The 19335-nt window shown below is 75.4% G+C and carries 16 protein-coding genes and 2 pseudogenes; 11 read left to right on the forward strand and 7 right to left on the reverse strand.

Annotated elements, in window-relative coordinates:
• The first annotated feature begins 36 nt into the window (after window positions 1-36).
• From uvrB to ACYVOF_RS09340, 4 genes are all read left to right on the forward strand, one after another.
• On the forward strand, window positions 37-2199 hold the full coding sequence (gene uvrB, locus ACYVOF_RS09325) for an excinuclease ABC subunit UvrB (RefSeq protein ID WP_460865839.1): 2163 nt from the start codon (window positions 37-39) through the stop codon (window positions 2197-2199).
• Window positions 2200-2262: 63 nt separating this feature from the next.
• Entirely contained in the window at window positions 2263-3291 is a 1029-nt protein-coding gene (locus ACYVOF_RS09330) for an SPFH domain-containing protein (protein WP_460865841.1), read from the forward strand.
• Window positions 3288-4175, forward strand: coding sequence for a hypothetical protein (locus tag ACYVOF_RS09335; RefSeq protein WP_460865843.1), 888 nt, complete (start codon window positions 3288-3290; stop codon window positions 4173-4175). The genes ACYVOF_RS09330 and ACYVOF_RS09335 overlap by 4 nt, the downstream gene beginning before the upstream one ends.
• Before the next feature lie 25 nt (window positions 4176-4200).
• Complete coding sequence (locus ACYVOF_RS09340; RefSeq protein WP_460865844.1) at window positions 4201-5760, forward strand: hypothetical protein; 1560 nt, start codon at window positions 4201-4203, stop codon at window positions 5758-5760.
• On the opposite strand, the gene ACYVOF_RS09345 is transcribed toward ACYVOF_RS09340, so the two are convergent.
• Both ACYVOF_RS09345 and ACYVOF_RS09350 read right to left on the reverse strand, forming a co-directional pair.
• On the reverse strand, window positions 5750-6661 hold the full coding sequence (locus tag ACYVOF_RS09345; protein ID WP_460865846.1) for an ABC transporter permease: 912 nt from the start codon (window positions 6659-6661) through the stop codon (window positions 5750-5752). The two genes, ACYVOF_RS09340 and ACYVOF_RS09345, sit on opposite strands and share 11 nt — an antisense overlap.
• On the reverse strand, window positions 6658-9498 hold the full coding sequence (locus ACYVOF_RS09350) for an alpha/beta fold hydrolase (protein WP_460865848.1): 2841 nt from the start codon (window positions 9496-9498) through the stop codon (window positions 6658-6660). The genes ACYVOF_RS09345 and ACYVOF_RS09350 overlap by 4 nt, the downstream gene beginning before the upstream one ends.
• Before the next feature lie 126 nt (window positions 9499-9624).
• Between ACYVOF_RS09350 and ACYVOF_RS09355 the strand changes: the two genes are divergently transcribed.
• The 3 genes from ACYVOF_RS09355 to ACYVOF_RS09365 all read left to right on the forward strand — a co-directional run bounded on the left by ACYVOF_RS09355 (window position 9625) and on the right by ACYVOF_RS09365 (window position 12552).
• Window positions 9625-10893 carry a glycosyltransferase family 87 protein gene (locus ACYVOF_RS09355; RefSeq protein ID WP_460865850.1) on the forward strand — a complete coding sequence of 423 codons (1269 nt, stop codon included), beginning with the start codon at window positions 9625-9627 and terminating at the stop codon, window positions 10891-10893.
• Window positions 10894-10945: 52 nt separating this feature from the next.
• Window positions 10946-11398: a universal stress protein gene (locus ACYVOF_RS09360; RefSeq protein WP_460865852.1), complete on the forward strand. Its 453-nt coding sequence runs from the start codon at window positions 10946-10948 to the stop codon at window positions 11396-11398.
• Between the two features lie 113 nt (window positions 11399-11511).
• Window positions 11512-12552 (forward strand): adenylate/guanylate cyclase domain-containing protein, encoded by a 1041-nt coding sequence (locus tag ACYVOF_RS09365; RefSeq protein WP_460865878.1) that lies wholly within the window; start codon window positions 11512-11514, stop codon window positions 12550-12552.
• A 74-nt stretch (window positions 12553-12626) separates the two neighbouring features.
• Here ACYVOF_RS09365 and ACYVOF_RS09370 read toward each other — a convergent pair whose 3' ends face one another.
• Window positions 12627-12962, reverse strand: a complete 336-nt coding sequence (locus ACYVOF_RS09370) for a hypothetical protein (RefSeq protein WP_460865853.1) — start codon at window positions 12960-12962, stop codon at window positions 12627-12629.
• Between the two features lie 62 nt (window positions 12963-13024).
• Here ACYVOF_RS09370 and ACYVOF_RS09375 point away from each other — a divergent pair, with 62 nt between their 5' ends.
• On the forward strand, window positions 13025-13900 hold the full coding sequence (locus ACYVOF_RS09375) for an SCO6745 family protein (RefSeq protein WP_460865855.1): 876 nt from the start codon (window positions 13025-13027) through the stop codon (window positions 13898-13900).
• Window positions 13901-13905: 5 nt separating this feature from the next.
• On the forward strand, window positions 13906-15162 hold the full coding sequence (locus tag ACYVOF_RS09380; RefSeq protein ID WP_460865857.1) for an AI-2E family transporter: 1257 nt from the start codon (window positions 13906-13908) through the stop codon (window positions 15160-15162).
• 32 nt (window positions 15163-15194) lie between these two features.
• On the opposite strand, the pseudogene ACYVOF_RS09385 reads toward ACYVOF_RS09380, so the two are convergent.
• From ACYVOF_RS09385 to ACYVOF_RS09395, 3 genes and pseudogenes are all read right to left on the reverse strand, one after another.
• Window positions 15195-16337: pseudogene (locus tag ACYVOF_RS09385) on the reverse strand (MFS transporter); the annotation flags it as partial.
• Window positions 16338-16347: 10 nt separating this feature from the next.
• Window positions 16348-16944 carry an ArsR/SmtB family transcription factor gene (locus ACYVOF_RS09390; protein ID WP_460865859.1) on the reverse strand — a complete coding sequence of 199 codons (597 nt, stop codon included), beginning with the start codon at window positions 16942-16944 and terminating at the stop codon, window positions 16348-16350.
• 62 nt (window positions 16945-17006) lie between these two features.
• On the reverse strand, window positions 17007-17471 hold the full coding sequence (locus tag ACYVOF_RS09395) for a MarR family winged helix-turn-helix transcriptional regulator (RefSeq protein ID WP_460865861.1): 465 nt from the start codon (window positions 17469-17471) through the stop codon (window positions 17007-17009).
• A gap of 69 nt (window positions 17472-17540) precedes the next feature.
• Between ACYVOF_RS09395 and ACYVOF_RS09400 the strand changes: the two genes are divergently transcribed.
• Complete coding sequence (locus ACYVOF_RS09400) at window positions 17541-17924, forward strand: DUF5313 family protein (protein ID WP_460865862.1); 384 nt, start codon at window positions 17541-17543, stop codon at window positions 17922-17924.
• A gap of 13 nt (window positions 17925-17937) precedes the next feature.
• Here the strand turns inward: ACYVOF_RS09400 and ACYVOF_RS09405 are convergent.
• Window positions 17938-18135, reverse strand: a pseudogene (locus tag ACYVOF_RS09405) (MBL fold metallo-hydrolase); the annotation flags it as partial.
• Between the two features lie 17 nt (window positions 18136-18152).
• Here ACYVOF_RS09405 and ACYVOF_RS09410 point away from each other — a divergent pair.
• A complete protein-coding gene (locus tag ACYVOF_RS09410) occupies window positions 18153-19313 on the forward strand; it encodes a recombinase family protein (protein WP_460865864.1) in 1161 nt (386 codons plus the stop codon).
• Window positions 19314-19335 lie beyond the last annotated feature (22 nt).

Consider the following 19335-nt stretch of genomic DNA (forward strand, 5'->3'; position numbering starts at 1 on the left):
CCGGAACTTGTCGGGGCCCGCGCCTACCCTGGACCCGTGGCCTTCGCGACCGAGAACCCCAGCCTCCCGCAGTCGGAGTTCCGACCCGTCGAGGACGTCCCGCGCTCCGACGGGACGTTCCGCGTCGTCAGCGAGTACGAGCCGGCGGGTGACCAGCCCACCGCGATCGCCGAGCTGGAGAAGCGGCTCGCCGCGGGGGAGCAGGACGTGGTGCTCCTGGGTGCCACCGGCACCGGCAAGTCGGCCACCACGGCGTGGCTCATCGAGAAGGTGCAGCGGCCCACGCTGGTCATGGCGCCGAACAAGACGCTGGCCGCGCAGCTGGCCAACGAGCTGCGGGAGATGCTGCCCAACAACGCGGTCGAGTACTTCGTCAGCTACTACGACTACTACCAGCCCGAGGCCTACATCGCGCAGACCGACACCTACATCGAGAAGGACTCCTCGGTCAACGACGACGTCGAGCGGCTGCGCCACTCCGCGACGATGAACCTGCTGTCCCGCCGTGATGTGGTCGTCGTGGCCTCGGTGTCGTGCATCTACGGCCTGGGCACCCCGCAGTCCTACCTCGACCGCTCGGTGCAGCTCGACGTCGGCGGCGAGGTCTCGCGCGACGCGCTGCTCCGCGCCCTGGTCGACGTGCAGTACACCCGCAACGACCTCGCGTTCAACCGCGGCACGTTCCGCGTGCGCGGGGACACCGTGGAGATCATCCCGGCCTACGAGGAGCTGGCCATCCGCATCGAGTTCTTCGGCGACGAGGTGGAGGCGCTGTACTACCTGCACCCGCTGACCGGGGACGTGGTGCGCCAGGTCGACTCGGTGCGCATCTTCCCGGCCACCCACTACGTCGCGGGTCCGGAGCGCATGGAGCGCGCCATCCGGGACATCGAGGCGGAGCTGGAGTCCCGGCTGGCCGAGCTGGAGGGGGCGGGCAAGCTGCTCGAGGCGCAGCGGCTGCGCATGCGCACCGGCTACGACGTGGAGATGATGCGCCAGGTCGGCTTCTGCTCCGGCATCGAGAACTACTCGCGCCACATCGACGGCCGCGCCGCGGGCTCCGCCCCGGCCACGCTCATCGACTACTTCCCGCCGGACTTCCTGCTGGTGATCGACGAGTCGCACGTGACGGTGCCGCAGATCGGCGGCATGTACGAGGGCGACATGTCCCGCAAGCGCAACCTCGTCGAGTTCGGGTTCCGGCTGCCCTCGGCCACGGACAACCGCCCGCTGACCTGGGAGGAGTTCAGCGAGCGGGTGGGCCAGACGGTGTACCTCTCCGCAACCCCCGGTGACTACGAGCTGGCCCGGGCGCAGGGGGAGTTCGTCGAGCAGGTCATCCGGCCGACGGGCCTCGTCGACCCCAAGCTCGAGGTCCGCCCGACCAAGGGCCAGATCGACGACCTGGTGCACGACATCCGGGTCCGGGCCGAGCGCGACGAGCGCGTGCTGGTGACCACCCTGACCAAGAAGATGGCCGAGGACCTCACCGACTACCTGCTCGAGCTGGGCATCCGGGTGCGCTACCTGCACTCCGAGGTCGACACGCTGCGCCGGGTCGAGCTGCTCCGCCAGCTGCGGCAGGGCGAGTACGACGTGCTGGTCGGCATCAACCTGCTGCGCGAGGGCCTCGACCTGCCCGAGGTCTCCCTGGTGGCCATCCTCGACGCGGACAAGGAGGGCTTCCTGCGCAGCGGCAAGTCCCTCATCCAGACCATCGGCCGCGCGGCGCGCAACGTCTCCGGCGAGGTGCACATGTACGCCGACCGGATCACCGACTCGATGCAGTACGCGATGGACGAGACGGAGCGCCGCCGCGAGAAGCAGATCGCCTACAACACCGCGCACGGCGTCGACCCGCGCCCGCTGCGCAAGAAGATCGCCGACATCCTCGACCAGGTCTACGCGGAGGCCGAGGACACCGAGGCCGTGGTCGCCGTGGGCGGCTCGGGGCGCAACGCCAGCCGCGGCAAGCGGGCACCGGGCGAGGCGGGGCGGGCCGCGAGCTCGGGGGTGTACCAGGGTCAGGACGTCAGCTCCATGCCCCGGGCCGAGCTGGCCGACCTCGTGCAGCGCCTGACCGACCAGATGATGGCGGCGGCGCGGGACCTGCAGTTCGAGCTCGCCGGCCGGCTGCGCGACGAGATCGCCGACCTGAAGAAGGAGCTGCGCGGCATGGACGCCGCGGGGGTGCGCTGAGGCTCGTTGCAATAAAGCACTGATGCGCTTATTCTCGGTGGCACCCCACCGAGGAGGTCCGACATGGCCGACATCGCGCACTACCCCTTCCTCCGCCACCTGCGGGGAGCGCCCACCGTGCACGTCCGCCACCAGCGGGGCGGCGCGGTGGTGCACGAGGGCACCGGGCTGAGCTTCTGGTTCTCCCCGCGCACCGCGGTGCTCTCCGAGGTCCCGGTCGACGACCGCGAGCTGCCCCTGGTGTTCCACGCCCGCACCGCGGACTTCCAGGACGTGACCGTCCAGCTCAGCCTCACCAGCCGGGTCGTCGACCCCGGGCTGGCCGCGCAGCGCGTCGACTTCTCCGTCGACCCGGACACCGGGGCGTGGCGGGGCACCCCGCTGGCGCAGCTCGCGGGGCTGCTGACCGAGAGCGCCCAGCAGCGGGTGCTGGACCTGCTGGCCCGCACCCCGCTGGCCGAGGCGCTCGTCGGCGGGGTCGCCGCCGTCCGCGCCGAGGCCGCCCAGGGGCTGGCCTCGGACCCCCGGTTGTCGCAGACCGGTCTCGCCGTCCTCGACGTCCGGGTGGTCGCGATCCGGCCGCAGCCCGACGTGGAGAAGGCGCTGCAGACCCCGGCGCGGGAACGGGTGCAGCAGGAGGCCGACCGCGCCACCTACGAGCGCCGGGCCGTGGCCGTCGAGCGGGAGCGGGCCATCGGGGAGAACGAGCTGCAGAGCCAGGTCGAGCTGGCCCGCCGCGAGGAGCAGCTCGTCACCCAGCGCGGCACCAACGCCCGCCGCCGGGCCGAGGAGGAGGCCGCGGCCGCGGCGGTCGAGTCCGACGCCCGCGCCGCGCGGACCCGGGTCGCCACGGAGGTCGACGCGGAGCGGGTGCGCACCGTGGGGGCCGCGCAGGCCGACGCCGAGCGCGCCCACCTCGACGCCCACCGCGACGTCGGCGAGGGGGTGCTGCTGGCCCTCGCGCTGCACGAGCTGGCCCGCGGCCTGCCGAAGGTCGAGAGCCTGGTGCTCACCCCGGACCTGCTCGCCCCGGTGCTCGCCCGGCTGGGCCGGACCGGCGGTGGCCCAGCCGCGGCGGGGGAGCCGTCGTGAGCCTGGCCCCGCGGGTCGTCCTCGTCACCCGGCGCACCGAGCTCGAGGAGCTCCTCGAGCGCCACGGCACCCGCGGCCAGGCCGAGTTCGCGCTGGCCGCGCGTGGCCGGGGGCTCGCGGAGGTGCAGGAGCGCCACGACGCGCTCACCGAGGCCGTCCGCACCGTCTCCGCGGCCGTGCCGCTGGACTGGCGCCGCGGCGCGGTGGAGCGGGCGGACCTGCCCCGCTTCCTCTTCGCCGCGGAGGACGTCGTGGTGGTCGTCGGCCAGGACGGCCTCGTGGCGAACGTGGCCGGCTACCTCGACGGGCAGCCCGTGGTGGGCGTCGACGGCGAGCCCGGGCGCAACCCCGGGGTGCTGGTCACCCACCGACCCGCGGCCGCGGCCGGGCTGCTGCGGGCGGCGGTGGCGCACCCCGCGGTCGAGGAGCGGGTCATGGTGCAGGCCACCACCGACGACGGCCAGGTGCTGCGGGCGCTCAACGAGGTGTACCTGGGTCACCCCGGGCACCAGACCGCCCGCTACCGGATCACCCCGGCAGGCGGGCAGCCCGAGCGGCAGGCGTCCTCCGGGGTGCTCGTCGGCACCGGGACCGGGGCCACCGGGTGGTGCGGCTCGGTCGCCCGGGAGCGGGCGGCGGCGGCGGCGCTGCCGGGCCCGACGCAGCGGCGGCTGGTCTGGTTCGTCCGCGAGGCGTGGGCCTCGCCGGGCACGAGCACCCGGGTGACCGCGGGCGAGGTGACCGACGAGCCGCTGCTGCTCGACGTGGAGTCCGACCGCCTCGTCGCGTTCGGTGACGGCATCGAGGACGACGCGCTCGAGCTGCGCTGGGGCCGCCGCGTCGAGCTGGCCCCGGCAGCACGGACGCTGCGGCTGGTGGTGTGAGCCCGGCGCCCGGCACGATGCGGGCGTGCTCACCCACGTCCTGCTGCCGGGCCGCCACCACCTGCTCACCCGGTTCCAGGCCCGCTACCTGGCCGACCTGCTCGCCGGCCGGGCGACCGACACCGACGCCCAGCGCCTCGAGTTGGCCCCCGACGCGACGGTCGTGTGGGCCGTGACCAGCGCCAACCACCAGAACACGCGGCGCAACCCGGTGCCCGGGCACCGCCGGGAGGCGGCGATCGAGCGCTTCTCCGCCCAGGAGGGGCTGCGCTCGCTGGTGGTGCCCGTGGTCGACGTGCCCGCCACCGACCGGTTCGCCGCCCTCGTCGTCGCCTCCGTCGGCCACGCCACCGGGGGCCGCTGCGAGCCCGACCCCGCCACCACCGTGGTGGCCTGCTCGACGCCGGCCGTCCTGCGGGCCTACCGGGCGCTCGGCTACCGGGTGGCGCCCGTGGAGCTCGACCACCCCGAGGCCCCGCTGCGGCCGTGGGAGGTCCTCGGCCTGCTCGCCGCCGGGGACGGCACCTGGCGCGACCACGCCCACCCCGCCACGGTGGACCTCGTCGACCGCTACGCCCTCGACGACCTCGTCCGCACCGTCACCGCCGACCCCGTCGTCGGGTCGGAGGGCTCGCTCACCGACACCCGGGACTACCGCACCTACAGCCGGGCCTTCGAGGACGCCGCCGACCGCAAGTGGGCCCAGGCCCGGCCGTTCGTCCGCCCGGGCCGCATCGTCGACATCGGCTGCGCCACCGGCGCCATGCTCGAGCGCGCCGCCGCGGACCCGGCCCTGGCGGAGTGTGACCTCATCGGGGTCGAGGTGTCCCGGCACCTCTACGAGGAGTGCCGCCACAAGCTGGAGCAGGGCGTCTTCGCCAACCCCAGCACCTTCTTCCACCAGCGCAACGTCATGGCGGGCCCGGTGGCGGCGCCGGGCTCGGTCGACACCAGCCTGACCTTCGCCCTGACCCACGAGATCCTCAGCTACGCCGGCGGGCTCGACGGGCTGCGCCGCTTCGTCGCCGCGGTGGCCGAGCAGACCGCCCCGGGCGGGGTGTGGATCAACTCCGACGTGTGCGGGCCCGAGGACCCCGACACCCCCGTGCACCTGGTGTTCCACGAGCCGGGCCTGCACGAGCCGGCCGTCGACCTCGCCGCGCTGGGCCCCGAGGCGGCGCGCGCCCACCTCGAGGCCCGCACCCCGGCCGGGCGGGTGGCCCAGTTCGCCCAGGACTTCCGCCGCCACACCGGCACCGCGTTCGCGCACACCGTCCTCGACGACCGCACCCTGGCGCTGCGCCTCGGCGACGCCATGGAGCTGCTGAGCAAGCACACCTACACCGACAGCTGGCTCTCCGAGACCCACGAGCAGTTCTGCGCCGTCACGTGGGACGGCTGGCGCGAGCTGGTCACCGCGGCCGGGCTGGAGGTCGACGAGCGGTCCGGGCCGTGGCGCAACGAGTGGGTCGTCGAGCACCTGCTCGCCGCCGCGGCCACCCTGACCACCCCGGCGGGGCAGCCGCTGCCCTGGCCCACCACCCACGTCCTGCTCGTGGCGCGCCGGCCCGTCCTCAGCTCGTGATGTCCTTGCGGCGGAACCGCAGCCACGCCGCCGTGCCGAACGCGGTGGCGTACAGCAGGGCCGAGAGCGCACCGCGGGTCATCTGGTCCCAGTCGAGCTCCGCGGTCAGCGCCCCGGTGAACGCGAACGAGTAGTGGGTGGGCAGCACCCACGCGACGCCGGACAGGGCGGGGATCGCGTCGAGGATCTCCGAGAGGATGGTCGCCATCACGGCCCCGCCCACGGCCCCCAGCGGGGCGTCGGTGGCCACCGAGAGCAGCATGGCCAGCCCCGCCACCCAGGACAGCTGCACCGCGGTGTAGCCGACGACCACGAGCAGCCGCAGCAGGCCGGTGCCGAAGGGCAGCGCGTCGCCGACGGGGCTCACCAACGGGCCGGTGCCGTAGACCACGGTGCCGAGCGCGAGGGCGACGACGGGCAGCAGCACCAGGCCGGCCAGCGCGACGAGCGCCGCCACCACGGCCTTCTGCTGCAGCAGCCGGGAGCGGGGGACCGGGACCGCGAGCAGGTAGCGCAGGCTCGACCACGACGCCTCGCTGGCCACCGAGTCGCCGAAGAACAGCGCCACGACGACCACGAGCAGGAACCCCACCGAGGCGAAGACCGTGAACACGGTGAAGTTCAGCCCGCCCGAGGTGGCCAGGTCGACCAGCCCGCTGCCGCCCCGCCCGCCCCCGCCGCCGCCGCCGCCCGAGCTGTCGCCGAAGGTGAACGCGATGGCCAGCAGGAACGGCAGCAGCACCAGGAACCCGAGGCTGACCTGGGTGCGGCGCCGGGTGAGCTGGCGGCGCAGCTCGGTGCGCACCCCCAGGGTGCGCGAGGCGCGGTAGCCCCGCGCCCGGCCGTCAGCGGCGGGGTCGTCCCCGGCCGGGGTGCGCGCGGTGCCGGTGTCGGTGCTCACTGCGGGTCCTCCTGCGGCGGGCCGCCCGGGTGGGCCGCGGTCGGGGTGTCGACGAGGGCGAGGAACACGTCCTCGAGCCGGTTGCGGGGGGCGACGGAGGTGACGGACACCCCGGCGGAGACCAGCGTGCGGACCGCATCGGCCGCGGGGACCCCCTCGAGGTCGGCCTGGACGACGCCGGGCTCGGACTCGTGCACCGCGCCGACCCCGTCGAGGCCGCGCAGCGCGGTCACCGCGGCGGCGGTGTCGTCGACGCGGGCGACCACCCGGCCGTCGGCGGAGACGATCTCGGCGACGGTCCCGGCCGCGACCACCCGGCCCTTGTGCATCACGACGACGTCGGTGCAGGTCTGCTCCACCTCGGCCAGCAGGTGGCTGGAGACGAGCACGGTGCGCCCGGTCCGGGCGTAGTCGCGCAGCACCTCGCGCATGGCCTTGATCTGCGGCGGGTCCAGGCCGTTGGTCGGCTCGTCGAGCACGAGCAGGTCCGGCAGGCCGAGCATGGCCTGGGCGATGGCGAGGCGCTGGCGCATGCCCTGGCTGTAGGACTTCACCTTGCGCCCCACCGCGGCGCCGAGCCCGGCGATGGCCAGTGCCTCCTCGAGGTGGGCGTCGGCGGCGGGGCGGCCGGTGGCCTCCCAGTACAGCCGCAGGTTGGCCTGCCCCGAGAGGTGCGGCAGGAACCCAGACCCCTCGACGAACGAGCCCAGCCGGGAGAGCACCGGCGAGCCGGGCCGGATGCGGTGGCCGAAGACGCGGATCTCGCCGTCGCTGGGGGTGATCAGACCCATGAGCATCCGCAGCGTGGTCGTCTTGCCCGCGCCGTTGGGCCCGAGCAGGCCGAGCACCTGGCCGTGCCGCACGGTGAGGTCGACGCCGTCGACGGCCCGGAACCCGTCGGCGTAGCTCTTGGCCAGGCCGCGGACCACCAGCGGGGTGTCAGCCAGGGCCGGGTCGACGTCGACCCCGGCGCCGCGGCGACGGCGCAGCAGGCCGACCCCCAGCGCCGCGACGACCGCCAGCAGCACGGCGACGATGCCCAGCAGGGGCGCGAGCGGGACCGTCGAGGTGGTGGTGGCCGCGCCCGCGACGGTGGGCACGGCGAGCGCGGGGTCCGCCAGGCCGACCCGCAGCAGCTGCGGGGTGGCGGGCGTCGCGTAGGCCTGGTCGGTGGTGGCGACGGCGAGCTCGAGGCGGTGGCCCGCCTCGACGGGACGCACGATGCCCGGCAGGGTCACCACCACCGTGGCCGGTGACCCGTCGGCGGGCAGGCCGGTGACGCGCAGCGGCGCCACGGCGCCCCCGGGCAGGGTGCGGCTGCCGTCGGCGGCGACGTCGTAGAGCTTGGCGTAGAGCACGGCCTCACCGGTGGGCGCGCCGCCGGTGGGCAGCTCGGCGACCGTCAGCGCGACCCGGCTCGACCCGGTCGCGACCAGCCGGGTCGTCAGCGGGTCGGTGGTGAAGGTGGCCGTCTGGCCGGGCAGGTCGAGGCTCGCCAGCCCGCTGAGCGCGCCCGCCGCGGCCCCGGCCAGCGCGCCCAGCCCGGGCACGGTGGAGATGGCGGCGGGGGTGGCGCCGGGCGGCCGCACCACCGTCGCGTCCCCGCCGCGCAGCTGCTGGGTCGTGGTCGGGGTCGCGGCAGCGCCGGCCAGACCGGGGTAGCCCTCGGCGCGGACGGTGCGGGTGCGCACGGTGCCGTCGGTGCGGACCGAGCCCGGCACCTCGTAGGAGAACGCGCCGGGGGCGGCGGCCCCGTCGGGGTCGGCCGCACCGCGCAGGTGGACGTCGAGGAACTGCGCCACCCGGTCGCGGACCGCCGGGGTGGTGCCCCCGGTGTCGTGCCCGCCGGCGAACCAGAACGTGCTGACGGCCCCGCCGCCGGCGCTGACCTGCCGGGCGGTGGCGTCGGACTGGTCGAGGCCGAACAGGGTGTCCTGCTCGCCCTGGGCCAGGAGCACCGGCGCGGTGACCCGGTCGGCCACGGCGGCGGGGGAGCCCGCGCGCAGGGTGTCGAGCAGCGCGGCCGTCGGCCGTCCGGTCACCGCGGCCTGCTGGTAGGCGGCGCAGATCTCGGGGGCGAACCGGCCGCACGTCGGGTCGCCCGTCGGCGCGGCGGCACCACCCCCGCCACCCCCCCCGCCGCCCCCGCCCGGCCGGGCCTGGCCGGACCCGAAGAAGATGCCCGCCCAGCTGCGCTTGAGCACCCCGTCGGACCCGGTGGCGCCCGCCGCCGGGGTCCCCGCGTCGGGCGCGCTCGGCGCGGCCAGGTCGGGGAAGAGGGCCTGGCCCAGGTCGTTCCACGTGATCGAGGACGCCACCGCGTCCACCCGCCGGTCGACCCCGGCCAGCTCGAGGGCCAGCGCGCCGCCGTAGGACTCGCCCGCCACGCCGACGCGCGGGTCGCCCGGGGCGTCGAGCGCGACCTCCGGGCGGGCGGCCAGCCAGTCGACCAGCTGCACCGCGTCGGCGACCTCGTGGTCCGGGGAGTTCAGCCAGATCTGGCCGGTGCTGGCCCCGAAGCCGGTGGCGCTCCACGCCAGCACCGCGTACCCGGCGCGGGTCAGGGCGCGGGCCTGGTCGGCGACGGAGTCCTTGCTGCCGCCGAAGCCGTGCGCCAGCATCACCACCGGCGCCGGGGTCACCGCCGGGGTGTAGAAGGTGGCGTCGAGGCGCTGCGGGGTGTCGCGGGCCGGGCCGTCGAGCACGTCGATGGTGACGTCGGTCGAGGCCACGGCGGGCTCGTCGGAGGAGCGGACCGCCACGACGGCCACCGCACCGGCGAGCAGCAGCACGACGACGACGAGCAGGACCACCCAGCGGCGGCGGGGGGTGCGCACTCCGTCCACCGTAGGCCACCCCCGGCCCGGCGCCCGGTGAGCCCGGGCGCCGACGCCGCCGGGCTACCCTCGCCACCGGGCGCCGGGGCAGCGCCGCGCCGCACGGACCACGAGGAGCTCAGGGCCATGACGTTGACCGCGCAGGTCCGGGCCGCCCCCGGGCGCGCCCTGCTGCTGGTGGCCGCCGCCGCGCTCGCGGTGGGCTGCGGCATCGAGATCGCGGGCCACGGGTTCATCGACCTCGACGTCTACCGCGCCGGCGGGCGGGCCTACCTCGACGGCGTCGCCCTCTACGGCCCCGACTTCCAGGGCCCCGCCGGGCTGCGCTTCATCTACGCCCCGCTGGCCGCGGTGATGGTGGTGCCGTTCACGCTGCTCGCCGACCCCGTCGCCCACGGGGTGTGGACGGTGGCCTCGGTGCTGCTGGTGCTGTGGGTGCTGACCGCGGTGTGCTCGCGGCTGGGCGTCGAGTCGCCCCCGCTGGCCCCGCTGGTGCTGCTGGCCCCCGCCCTGCTGCTCGAGCCGGTCCGCGAGGCGCTGAGCTTCGGCCAGGTCGACATCCTCATCGTCGCGCTCGTGGTGCTGGACTGCCTCGGCGTCGTGCCCGCCCGGTTCCGCGGCGTCGGGATCGGGGTGGCCGCGGCCATCAAGGTGACCCCCGCCGCGTTCGGGCTGCTGCTGCTGCTGCGCCGGGACTGGGCGTCGGTGGTGCGCTCCGCCGCGGCGTTCCTGGCGTGCGCGGTCATCGGCTGGGTGATCGACCCGTCGGACTCCAAGCAGTACTGGACCTCGGAGTTCTTCAACAGCAGCCGCGGCGGTGGCGCCGAGTACGGGCCCAACCAGGCGATCACCGGGCTGGTGGCCCGCGCCGGGCTCGACGGCAGCACCCGCACCGCGGTGTGGCTGGCGCTCTCCGCGGTGGTCGTCGTCGCCGGAGCGTGGGCCGCGCACCGCTTCACCGTCGCCGGCGAGCACGTGGTCGCCACCGGGGTGGTCGCGCTGGTCGCGCTGCTCGTGGCGCCGCTGTCGGTCACCCACCACTGGTCCTACGTGATCCTGCTCGTCCCGCTGCTCGCCGCCCGGCAGTACCGCTCCTGGCGCTACCCGCTGGCCGCGGTCACGGTGCTGTGGAGCCTCGGCGTGGTGTGGTCGCTGCCCATCGGCGAGGACCTCGAGCACGAGCGGTGGACCTGGCTGGACCAGGTGACGGGCAACAGCCCCGGGTACGCCGCCGTGGCCCTGCTCGTGGCCGCGGTGCTGGCGGCCCGCTCGCGCGGCCCCCACCCCGACGCCCGCGACCCGCGGCTGCCCGACGTCGGCGCGGGCGGGCGCGACCCCGACACGACCACGACGGGTCACGCGCAGGGGGCGCGCGCGGGCAGCCTCTCGGGATAAGTTCTGCGCGGACCGGGCACCGTGGCCCGCTGCGACCCTCCTGGAGGATCAGTTGACCGCCTACCGCACTGTCGTCGTCGGCACCGACGGCTCGGACTCCTCGCTCAAGGCCGTGGACCGCGCCGGCGCCATCGCCGGGGACGCCGGCGCCACGCTGGTGATCGTCTGCGCGTACTACCCCAACAGCGGCAAGGACGTGAAGGACGCCGAGAAGGCGCTCGGCGACGAGGCCTACCAGGTCGTCGGCTCCGCCCCCGCGGAGGACACGCTGCAGACGGCGTCGGACCGCGCGCACGCCGCCGGCGCCAAGGACATCTCCAAGCGCCCCGTCAAGGGCGACCCCGTCGAGTCGCTGATGCAGATCGTCACCGACCTCGACGCGGACCTGCTCGTCGTCGGCAACCGGGGCCTGAACTCGCTCACCGGCCGGCTGCTCGGCTCGGTGCCCTCCGACGCCGCCCGCAAGGCGAAGTGCGACGTGCTGATCGTCCACACCACGCGGTGAGCTCCCGCCGGTCCCGCTCCGACCACCACGACCGCGACGGGGCGGGGACCGGGGACACCGACGCCGCGGACGAGCCCGGCGGTGACGGCGACGCCGCCTCGCCGGGCGACGTCCTGCCCGCCACGCTGCGCCAGGGCGAGGCCGCGCTCGAGCGCGTGCAGCGCGACCTCGAGGAGGTGCTGCTCGGTGGACCCCGCCGGTACACCCGCAGCCAGATGGCGGAGCAGGCCGGGGTGCCGCTGGACCGGGCCCGCCGGCTGTGGGTGGCGATGGGCTTCGCCGAGAGCGGCGACGACGACGCGGCGCTGTTCACCGACCAGGACCTGCACGCCCTGCAGCAGGTGACCGGGCTGGTGGCCGACGGCGTGGTCAAGCCGGAGATGGAGGTGCCCATCGTCCGGGCGCTGGGCCAGTCGCTGTCCCGGCTCGCGGAGTGGCAGACCGACCTGGTGCGCCGCTACGTCGTCGAGCAGCTGGCGGTGGTGGCCGAGCGCGACGGTGACGTCGACCCCGACCGGCTCGGGGACGCGGTCGCCGAGATCACCGGGGAGCTGCTGCCCATCATCGAGGGCCTGCAGACCTACGCCTGGCGGCGCCACCTCGTGGTCAACAGCACCCGGGCGTTCGCGGGCGCGGGGGAGGACGTCGGCCGGCGGACCCTCGTCGTCGGGTTCGCCGACATCGTCGGCTACACCCGGCTGACCCGCCAGCTCGACCCGACCCAGCTCGACGACCTGCTCGAGCACTTCGAGTCCGCCACCATGGGCGTCATCGCCGAGCACCACGGCTGGGTGGTCAAGACCGTGGGCGACGAGGTCATGTTCGCCGTCGAGGACCCCCGGGACGCCGCGGCGATCGCCCTCGAGCTCGCGGAGCACGTCGCGGACGACGACACGCTGCCCGGCATCCGGGTCGGCATGGCGCTGGGCCCGGTGCTGGTGCGCTTCGGCGACGCGTTCGGCTCGGTGGTCAACATCGCCGCGCGGCTCACGTCGGTGGCCAAGCCGGACACCATCCTGGTCGACCGGGAGCTGGCCGACGCCCTCGACGGGGCGGACGGGCTCGCCCTGCGCTCGATGCGCCCGGTGCGGGTGCGGGGGCTGCACCGGCTCGCCCCGCACGCCCTGCGCCGCGCCGAGGGCGGGCACCACTAGGCGACGGCCACCACCAGGCGGCGGGCACCACCAGGCGACGGGCACCACCAGGCGACGGCCACCACCAGGCCCGGTCAGCTGCCGCGGGAGCCCTCGACGGGCCGGACCACGTGGGCGGGCACCCAGTGCGACACCGCCGCCCGGGTGCTGCCGTCGGCCGCGGCCGCGTCGTAGGCCACCAGCGCGAACCAGTCGCCCTGCGCGGAGCGGGCCCACGCGCTGAGCCGGGCCGTGACCACCCCGCGCAGGGCCAGCCCGTCCGGCACGGACGTCCCGGAGTGGTGCGGGGGCAGCGCGAACACCGCGCCGAGGTCCACGGCCACGCGGACCGGCGGCAGCACGTGGCGCCAGCGGGGCCCGCGCGGTCGCCCGGTGTCCCGGATCGCCTGCAGCCGGCCCTCGTCGAACATGCGTTCGAGTGTGACACGTCCCGGGCCGGACGGGACCTCCGGTCCGGGTAGGTTCGCCCACCATGCAGCCGAACGAGGCCGGGCGCGCCCTGGGCACCATCGAGGCCCTCCACTCGATGACCTACTTCGTGCCCGAGACCGAGGCCCACCTGACCGCGGTGGGCCTGCGGCCGGGCCGCATGCCGTACTTCGCGGGACGGTCGGCCCCGATGGGCGCGGTCGGCGCCGGCGTGGTGGCCGCGACGTTCAACAACTTCAACCCCGCGCTGGTGGCCAAGCACGTGCCGCGGGCGTGGACGCTGGCCTCCCCGGCCGACGTGGTCGCCGCCCGGTTCGCCTCGGTCGACGAGGCGCTGCGCCGGCTGCTGGGGGACGCGGCCGCTGCCCCCGAGGTCGCCGAGGCGGCGGACCTCACCCGTCGCGCCGTCGAGGGTGCGACCGTCGAGGGCCGCCCGCTGTTCGCCGCGCACGCCGACCTGGAGTGGCCCACCACGCCGCTGGTCGCGCTGTGGCACGGGATCACGCTGCTGCGCGAGCACCGCGGGGACGGCCACGTCGCCGCCCTCACCGCGGCCGGGCTGCCCGGCATCGACGCCCTGGTCAGCCACACCGCCAGCGGCCGCGGCTTCCGGGTGCCCGCCGCGCAGGCCACCCGCGGGTGGTCCGACGAGCAGTGGGCCGCGTCCGTCGCGCGGCTGCAGGAGCGCGGCGTGCTGGACGAGGACGGGGGCCTGACCGACGCGGGGCGGGCGCTGCGCCGCTCCGTCGAGGCCACCACCCACGAGCTCGGCGTCGGCCCGTGGGCGCACCTCGGCGACGAGGGCACTGCCCGGCTCGTGGCCGTCGCCGGTCCGCTGGCCGCCGCCGTGGTGGCCGCGGGGACGTTCAGCGCCCAGGTCTTCGAGCCCGGCTCGGGGCGGCTCGCCCCGGGCTCCTGAGCCCCGTGCCCGACGCGCGCGAGCCGGACGCAGGTGCCCCCGGGCGCCACCGCGGCGAGGTGATCGCCGCCGGGGTCGTCTCCACCTCCTGGTGGACGCTGCGGCTGCTCGTGGTGGCCGCGGGCGCGGTGCTGCTGGGCCTGCTCGTCGGCCGGCTGTGGGGCGTCGTGCTGCCCGTGCTGCTGGCGCTGGTCGTGTGCACCGTGCTGTGGCCCCCCGTGGGGTGGCTGCGCCGCCACGGCTGGCGCCCGGCGCCCGCGGTGCTCGTGGTGGTGCTCGTGGCCGTCGCCGTGGCGTCCGGCGTCCTCGCCCTGGTCGTGCCGCCCGTGCTGGCCCAGGTGGGGGCGGTGGCCGACCAGGCGTCGGGCGGGCTGGCCGCCCTGCAGGACCTGCTCACCGGCCCGCCGCTGCGGCTGAGCCAGGACCAGGTCGGCTCGGTGGTCGACGGGCTCAGCGCCCAGCTGCGCTCCAGCGCGGCCACCATCGCCGGCGGGGTCGCCACCGGGGTCGGCGCGGCCACGTCCGCCGTGGTCACCCTGGGCATCGCGGCCGTGCTCACCTTCTACTTCCTCAAGGACGGTCCCCGGTTCCTGCCGTGGGTGCACGGTGTCGTCGGCCGCCAGGTCGGGGGGCACGTCGACGCCGTGCTGAGCCGGTCCTGGCGGGTGCTCGGCGACTTCATCCGCACCCAGGCGGTCGTCGCCACCATCGACGCGGTGTTCATCGGGGCGGGCCTGGTCGTCCTCGGCGTGCCGCTGGCGCTGCCGCTGGCCGTGGTGACGTTCCTCGGCGGGTTCGTGCCCATCGTCGGGGCCTTCGTGGCCGGCGGCCTGGCCGTCCTCGTGGCGCTGGTCAGCAACGGGGTCACCACGGCGCTGCTGGTGCTCCTCGTGGTGGTGGTCGTGCAGCAGCTGGAGGGCAACGTGCTCTCCCCGGTGCTGCAGGGCCGCAGCCTGGGCCTGCACGGCGCGGTGGTGCTGCTCGCGGTGACCGGGGGCGGCGGCGTGTTCGGCGTCGTCGGCGCGTTCCTCGCCGTGCCGGTGGTCGCGGTGGCGGCGACGGTGCTGGGCTACCTCGGCGAGGTCGTCGACGCCCGGTCCACCGACGCTGCGCCCGACCCCGACCCCGACCCCGACCCCGACCCGGCGCCCGGCTCGGACCCGGACGTCGCGTCGGACGGCGGCACGGACCCCGGCACAGGCCGGGCGTCGAGCAGCCGGAACGGCCCGCCCAGCAGCGGCACGAGCGAGACGAGCACGTAGCAGACCGCGATCCCGGCCAGGGTGGCGCTCAGCCCCACCCCGCTGACCAGGAGCCCGGCGCCCAGCGCGCCGACCGGCACGCCCAGCCACGCGCCCGCGTCGGCAAGGCCGAACACCCGCGCCCGCGCCGCCACGGGGACCCGGCGCAGCGTCGCCGTCGCGAGGATGGGGTTGATCGCCCCGGCGCCCAGCCCGGCCAGGGCGAAGACCCCGAGCAGCACGGGCAGCGGCGCCCCGACGGCCAGGGCCAGGTACGGCGGACCGGCGACGAGCACGAACCCGACGGTGAACGTGAGCCGCCGCGACGCCCGGTGCCCCACGGCGGCGAACACCAGCGCCCCCAGGGCCGCCCCGCCCCCCATGACGCCGACCAGCAGGCCCAGCGCGACCGCCCCGCCGAGGCGCTCGGTGGCGTAGACCGGCAGCAGCACGCTCGACTTCGCCGAGTCGAACGTGTTGGTGACCATGACCATGAGGACGACCACGCGCAGCAGCGGGTCGGCGGCCACGAAGCGCAGGCCGGCGGCGAGGTCGGCCCGGTAGCCCCGCAGGCCACGGGGCGCTGCGGTGCCCGGCCCGGTGCCCGTCGCGGGGTCCGGCGCCACCCCGCGCAGGTCGGGCGCGGCGAGGCGGACCACGACGGCGGCGACGGCGAAGGTGGCCGCGTCGAGCACGAGCACCGGCAGCGGGCCCACCGCCGCCACCGCGACCCCGGCCAGCGGGGCACCCACCAGCCGCGCCGTGCGGCTCGCGGCGTCGAGCGTCCCCGTGGCCTGCTCCAGGCTGCGGCCCGCCCGCTGCGCCAGCTCGGGCAGCATCGCCTGGCGGGCGCCCGAGCCCGGGGTGTCGAGCAGGCCGCTGCCGAACACGAGCACCAGCAGCAGCCAGAACGGCAGTCCCACCGTGGCCGCGCACACCGGGATGGCCAGGACCGTGACTCCGGAGACGGAATCGGCGAGCACGCTGGCCCGCCGGAAGCCGAGCCGGTCGACCACCACGCCGCCCAGCGCCCCGCCGAGGACGATCGGGACGGTGGCGACGAACCCGAGCACGCCCGCCGCGGTGGGGGAGCCGGTGGTGCGGAGCACGTAGATCGGCAGCGCGAGGACGGTGACGACGTTGCCGGTCAGCGAGACGACGTGGGCGAGCAACACCCAGCCGAGCCCGCCCCTCACGGTGCCGTCCTCACGGTGCCGTCCGGGGGTCGCGGAAGGCGTGGACCACGCCCCGCACCCGCTGGGTCCCCGGCTGGTCCGGACCCGGGTCGGCGTCGTGCCAGCGCCGCAGGACCGCGTCGAGCTCGGCGCTGAGCTCGGCGAGACGGTCGGCGTCGAGGTGGAGCACCACGTCGCTGCTCGTCGCCGCGGCCACCCATGCGTCCGGCAGGGAGGGCTCGACCTCCAGGTAGCGGCGCAGCTCGGCGGCGTAGTGGTCGGCCACGGTCCGGCGCAGCACGCCCACCGCCGCGCGGCGCTCCGGGTCGGCCAGCGCCTCCAGCTCGTCCCACGACGTCATGCGGTGCGCCGCGCGCCACCAGTGCTCGCGCCGGTCCCGGGCCCGCTCGGGCACCTCGACGACCAGGCCGTGCCGGGCGAGCGTCCCCAGGTGGTAGCTCACCGAGCCGGGCGCCTCGTCCAGGGCCTCGCTGAGCATGCCGACGGTCCGCGGCCCGCCGGCCCGGAGCTCCCCGAGCAGGGCCAGGCGCGTGGGGTGGGCGAGGGCGCGCATGGCCCGCGGGTCGGTGAGGTGGACGGTGTCGTCGCGGTCCCCGGGAGCGGTCACGGGAGCGACCGTAGCTCCACAAGGAGTCATGCACAAGAACTCTTGTGTACTGCGCAGCGGGGTCAGTCCTCGGTGGCCGCCGCCAGGGCAGCGGCGTTGACGTCGGTCAGCGCGGCGTGCAGGGCCTCGAGGGCGCTGAGCGGCACGCCGAGGCGGGCCACCACCGCCGGCGGCACGGCCAGCGCCTCGTCGCGCAGCGCGGCCCCCGCCGGGGTGACGTCGACCTCGAGGACGCGCTCGTCGGTCACGCTGCGCGTGCGGGTGACCAGGTCGGCCGCCTCGAGCCGCTGCAGCAGGGGCGAGAGCGTGGCGGGGTGCTGCTGCAGCAGCGCGGCCAGGCGCCCGGCCGGGAGCGGGGCGTGCTCCCACAGCGCGAGCATGACGAGGTACTGCGGGTGGGTGAGACCCAGGGGGGCGAGCAGCGGCTTGTAGACGCCGAGCACGCTGCGCTGCGCGACGGCGAGCGCGAAGCAGAGCTGGCGCTCGAGGGCCAGGACGTCGACGGGCCCCTCGGTCGGCTCGGTCACGGGACCCCTCCGGCTTGGACGTTCGTGCACTAATGGTTAGGGTGCTCAGTACACCACGAGAGGGGCCCCGTGAGCCGCACCCGCACCCGTCCCGGACCGATCCGGTGGCTGCTCTACGCCGTCGGCCGTCCGCTGCCCGACGAGATGCGCGAGTGGGTGCGCCGCGACGTCGCCGGCCCCGGGGCACCGGTGCGCCACGTGCTGCGCAGCCAGGTGCTGTTCGTGCCGATCTACCTGGCGTTCCTGCTGCTGCCCGGGCCGGCGTACGTGCGGGTGCTCATGGTGCTGCTGTCCGTGCTGCTCAGCGCGTTCTACACCGTCGCCTACATGGACCAGAACCGTGCGCGGCGCCTCGAGCAGCACGGTCTCGAGGTCGACCTGAGCAGCGCCCGGTCCCGCCGCCGGCACGAGGCGGAGCGCGAGGCCTACGAACGCACCCACGGGCACCGGTAGGACGTCGGGACGGCTACCAGCCGCGCTGGCGCCACTCGCCGAGGCTGGGCCGCTCGACGCCGAGGTTGGTGTCCCGGCCGTGGCCGGGGTAGACGACGGTCGAGTCCGGCAGCACGCCGAACACCCGGCTCTCCAGGTCGTCCATCAGCGAGGTGAAGTCGTCGGGGGACTGCGTCTTGCCCGGGCCGCCGGGGAACCGTGTGTGTCCTGAGGGGGTAACTTGCGGGCATGACCACTCGCGCTGCTCTGTACGTCCGTATCAGCGAGGACCCCAACGCTACGGAGAAGGGTGTCACCCGACAGCGGGAGGACAGCGAGGCTCTGGCGGCTGCACGTGGCTGGACCGTGGTTGGTACCTACTCAGACAACGACATTTCGGCTCTGACCGGCAAGCACAGGCCCGGCTACGAAGCACTCATGGCAGCAGCAGCGCGGGGTGAGTTCGACCAGGTGGTGGCCTACGGGCTGTCCCGGCTGTGGCGCAACCGCGCTGAGCGTGCTGCTGGCATCGATGCGTTGAAGGCCGCTCAGGTGGGCATTGCCCTGGTGAAAGGGTCAGACCTGGACCTGAGCACGGCAGCCGGTCGCATGTACGCGGGCATCCTGGGTGAGTTCGACACGGCTGAGTCTGAGGTCAAGTCCGAGCGCGTGGCCCGAGCCGCCCAGCAGCGTGCCGAGGAAGGCCGAGCCAACGGGGCCGTGCTGTACGGCTGGGGCAGGGTCTATGAGCGGGACAGCAACGGCCGGGTGACCGGCTGGCAGGACAACGAGGACGCCGAGGCCGCTGACGTTGTTCGCAAGATTGTTGCGGACCTGCTGTCCGGCCAGTCGATGAAGTCGATTGCTGCCGAGTTGAACGCTGCCGGTGTGCTGACACCTGGCGGACGTGGCGAGTGGCGTCACGGCACCATCAGGAAGCTTGCTCAGCGACCGGCAAACGTGGGTCTGCGCGTGCGTGGCGGTCAGGTGGTCGGACAGGCTGCCTGGCCCGCGATCGTGGACAGGGACAGTCACGACAGGGTTGTAGCCCTGCTCAGCGCACCGGCACGGCGCAGCACCAACACAGGTGCCCGCAAGCACCTGCTCTCCTATGGAGTGGGCGAGTGCGGCACGTGTGGGTCAGTGCTGAGGGTGCAGCCGCGAGGCGGTCACCTGCTCTACGCCTGCGATGCCAAGGGCTGTGTCGGCAGGCGTGTGGAGTGGGTTGACGATCTTGTGCGCAGCCTGGTGGTGGCGCGGCTCGGTCAGCCGGACGTGGCGGATTTGTTCACCAGGGACGACCAGGCGGGGGAGCAGGCACGCGCCGAGGCTGACGCTGTGCGGGCACGGCTGGACTCAGCAGCGGGGTCGCGTCCAGGGAGGTGGTGTGTGAGTCGGTGTTCCGCGTGATCCTGGGTGCTGATTCTAGGTG

It is taken from the genome of Rhodococcus aerolatus (genome assembly GCF_054783215.1).

Excerpts from the sequence above, each read along its gene's own strand:
- ACYVOF_RS09330 (WP_460865841.1), top strand. The coding sequence starts at position 2,263 with ATGGCCGACATCGCGCACTACCCCTTCCTCCGCCACCTGCGGGGAGCG.
- ACYVOF_RS09355 (WP_460865850.1), top strand. The coding sequence starts at position 9,625 with ATGACGTTGACCGCGCAGGTCCGGGCCGCCCCCGGGCGCGCCCTGCTG.
- ACYVOF_RS09370 (WP_460865853.1), bottom strand. The coding sequence starts at position 12,962 with ATGTTCGACGAGGGCCGGCTGCAGGCGATCCGGGACACCGGGCGACCG.
- ACYVOF_RS09375 (WP_460865855.1), top strand. The coding sequence starts at position 13,025 with ATGCAGCCGAACGAGGCCGGGCGCGCCCTGGGCACCATCGAGGCCCTC.
- ACYVOF_RS09410 (WP_460865864.1), top strand. The coding sequence starts at position 18,153 with ATGACCACTCGCGCTGCTCTGTACGTCCGTATCAGCGAGGACCCCAAC.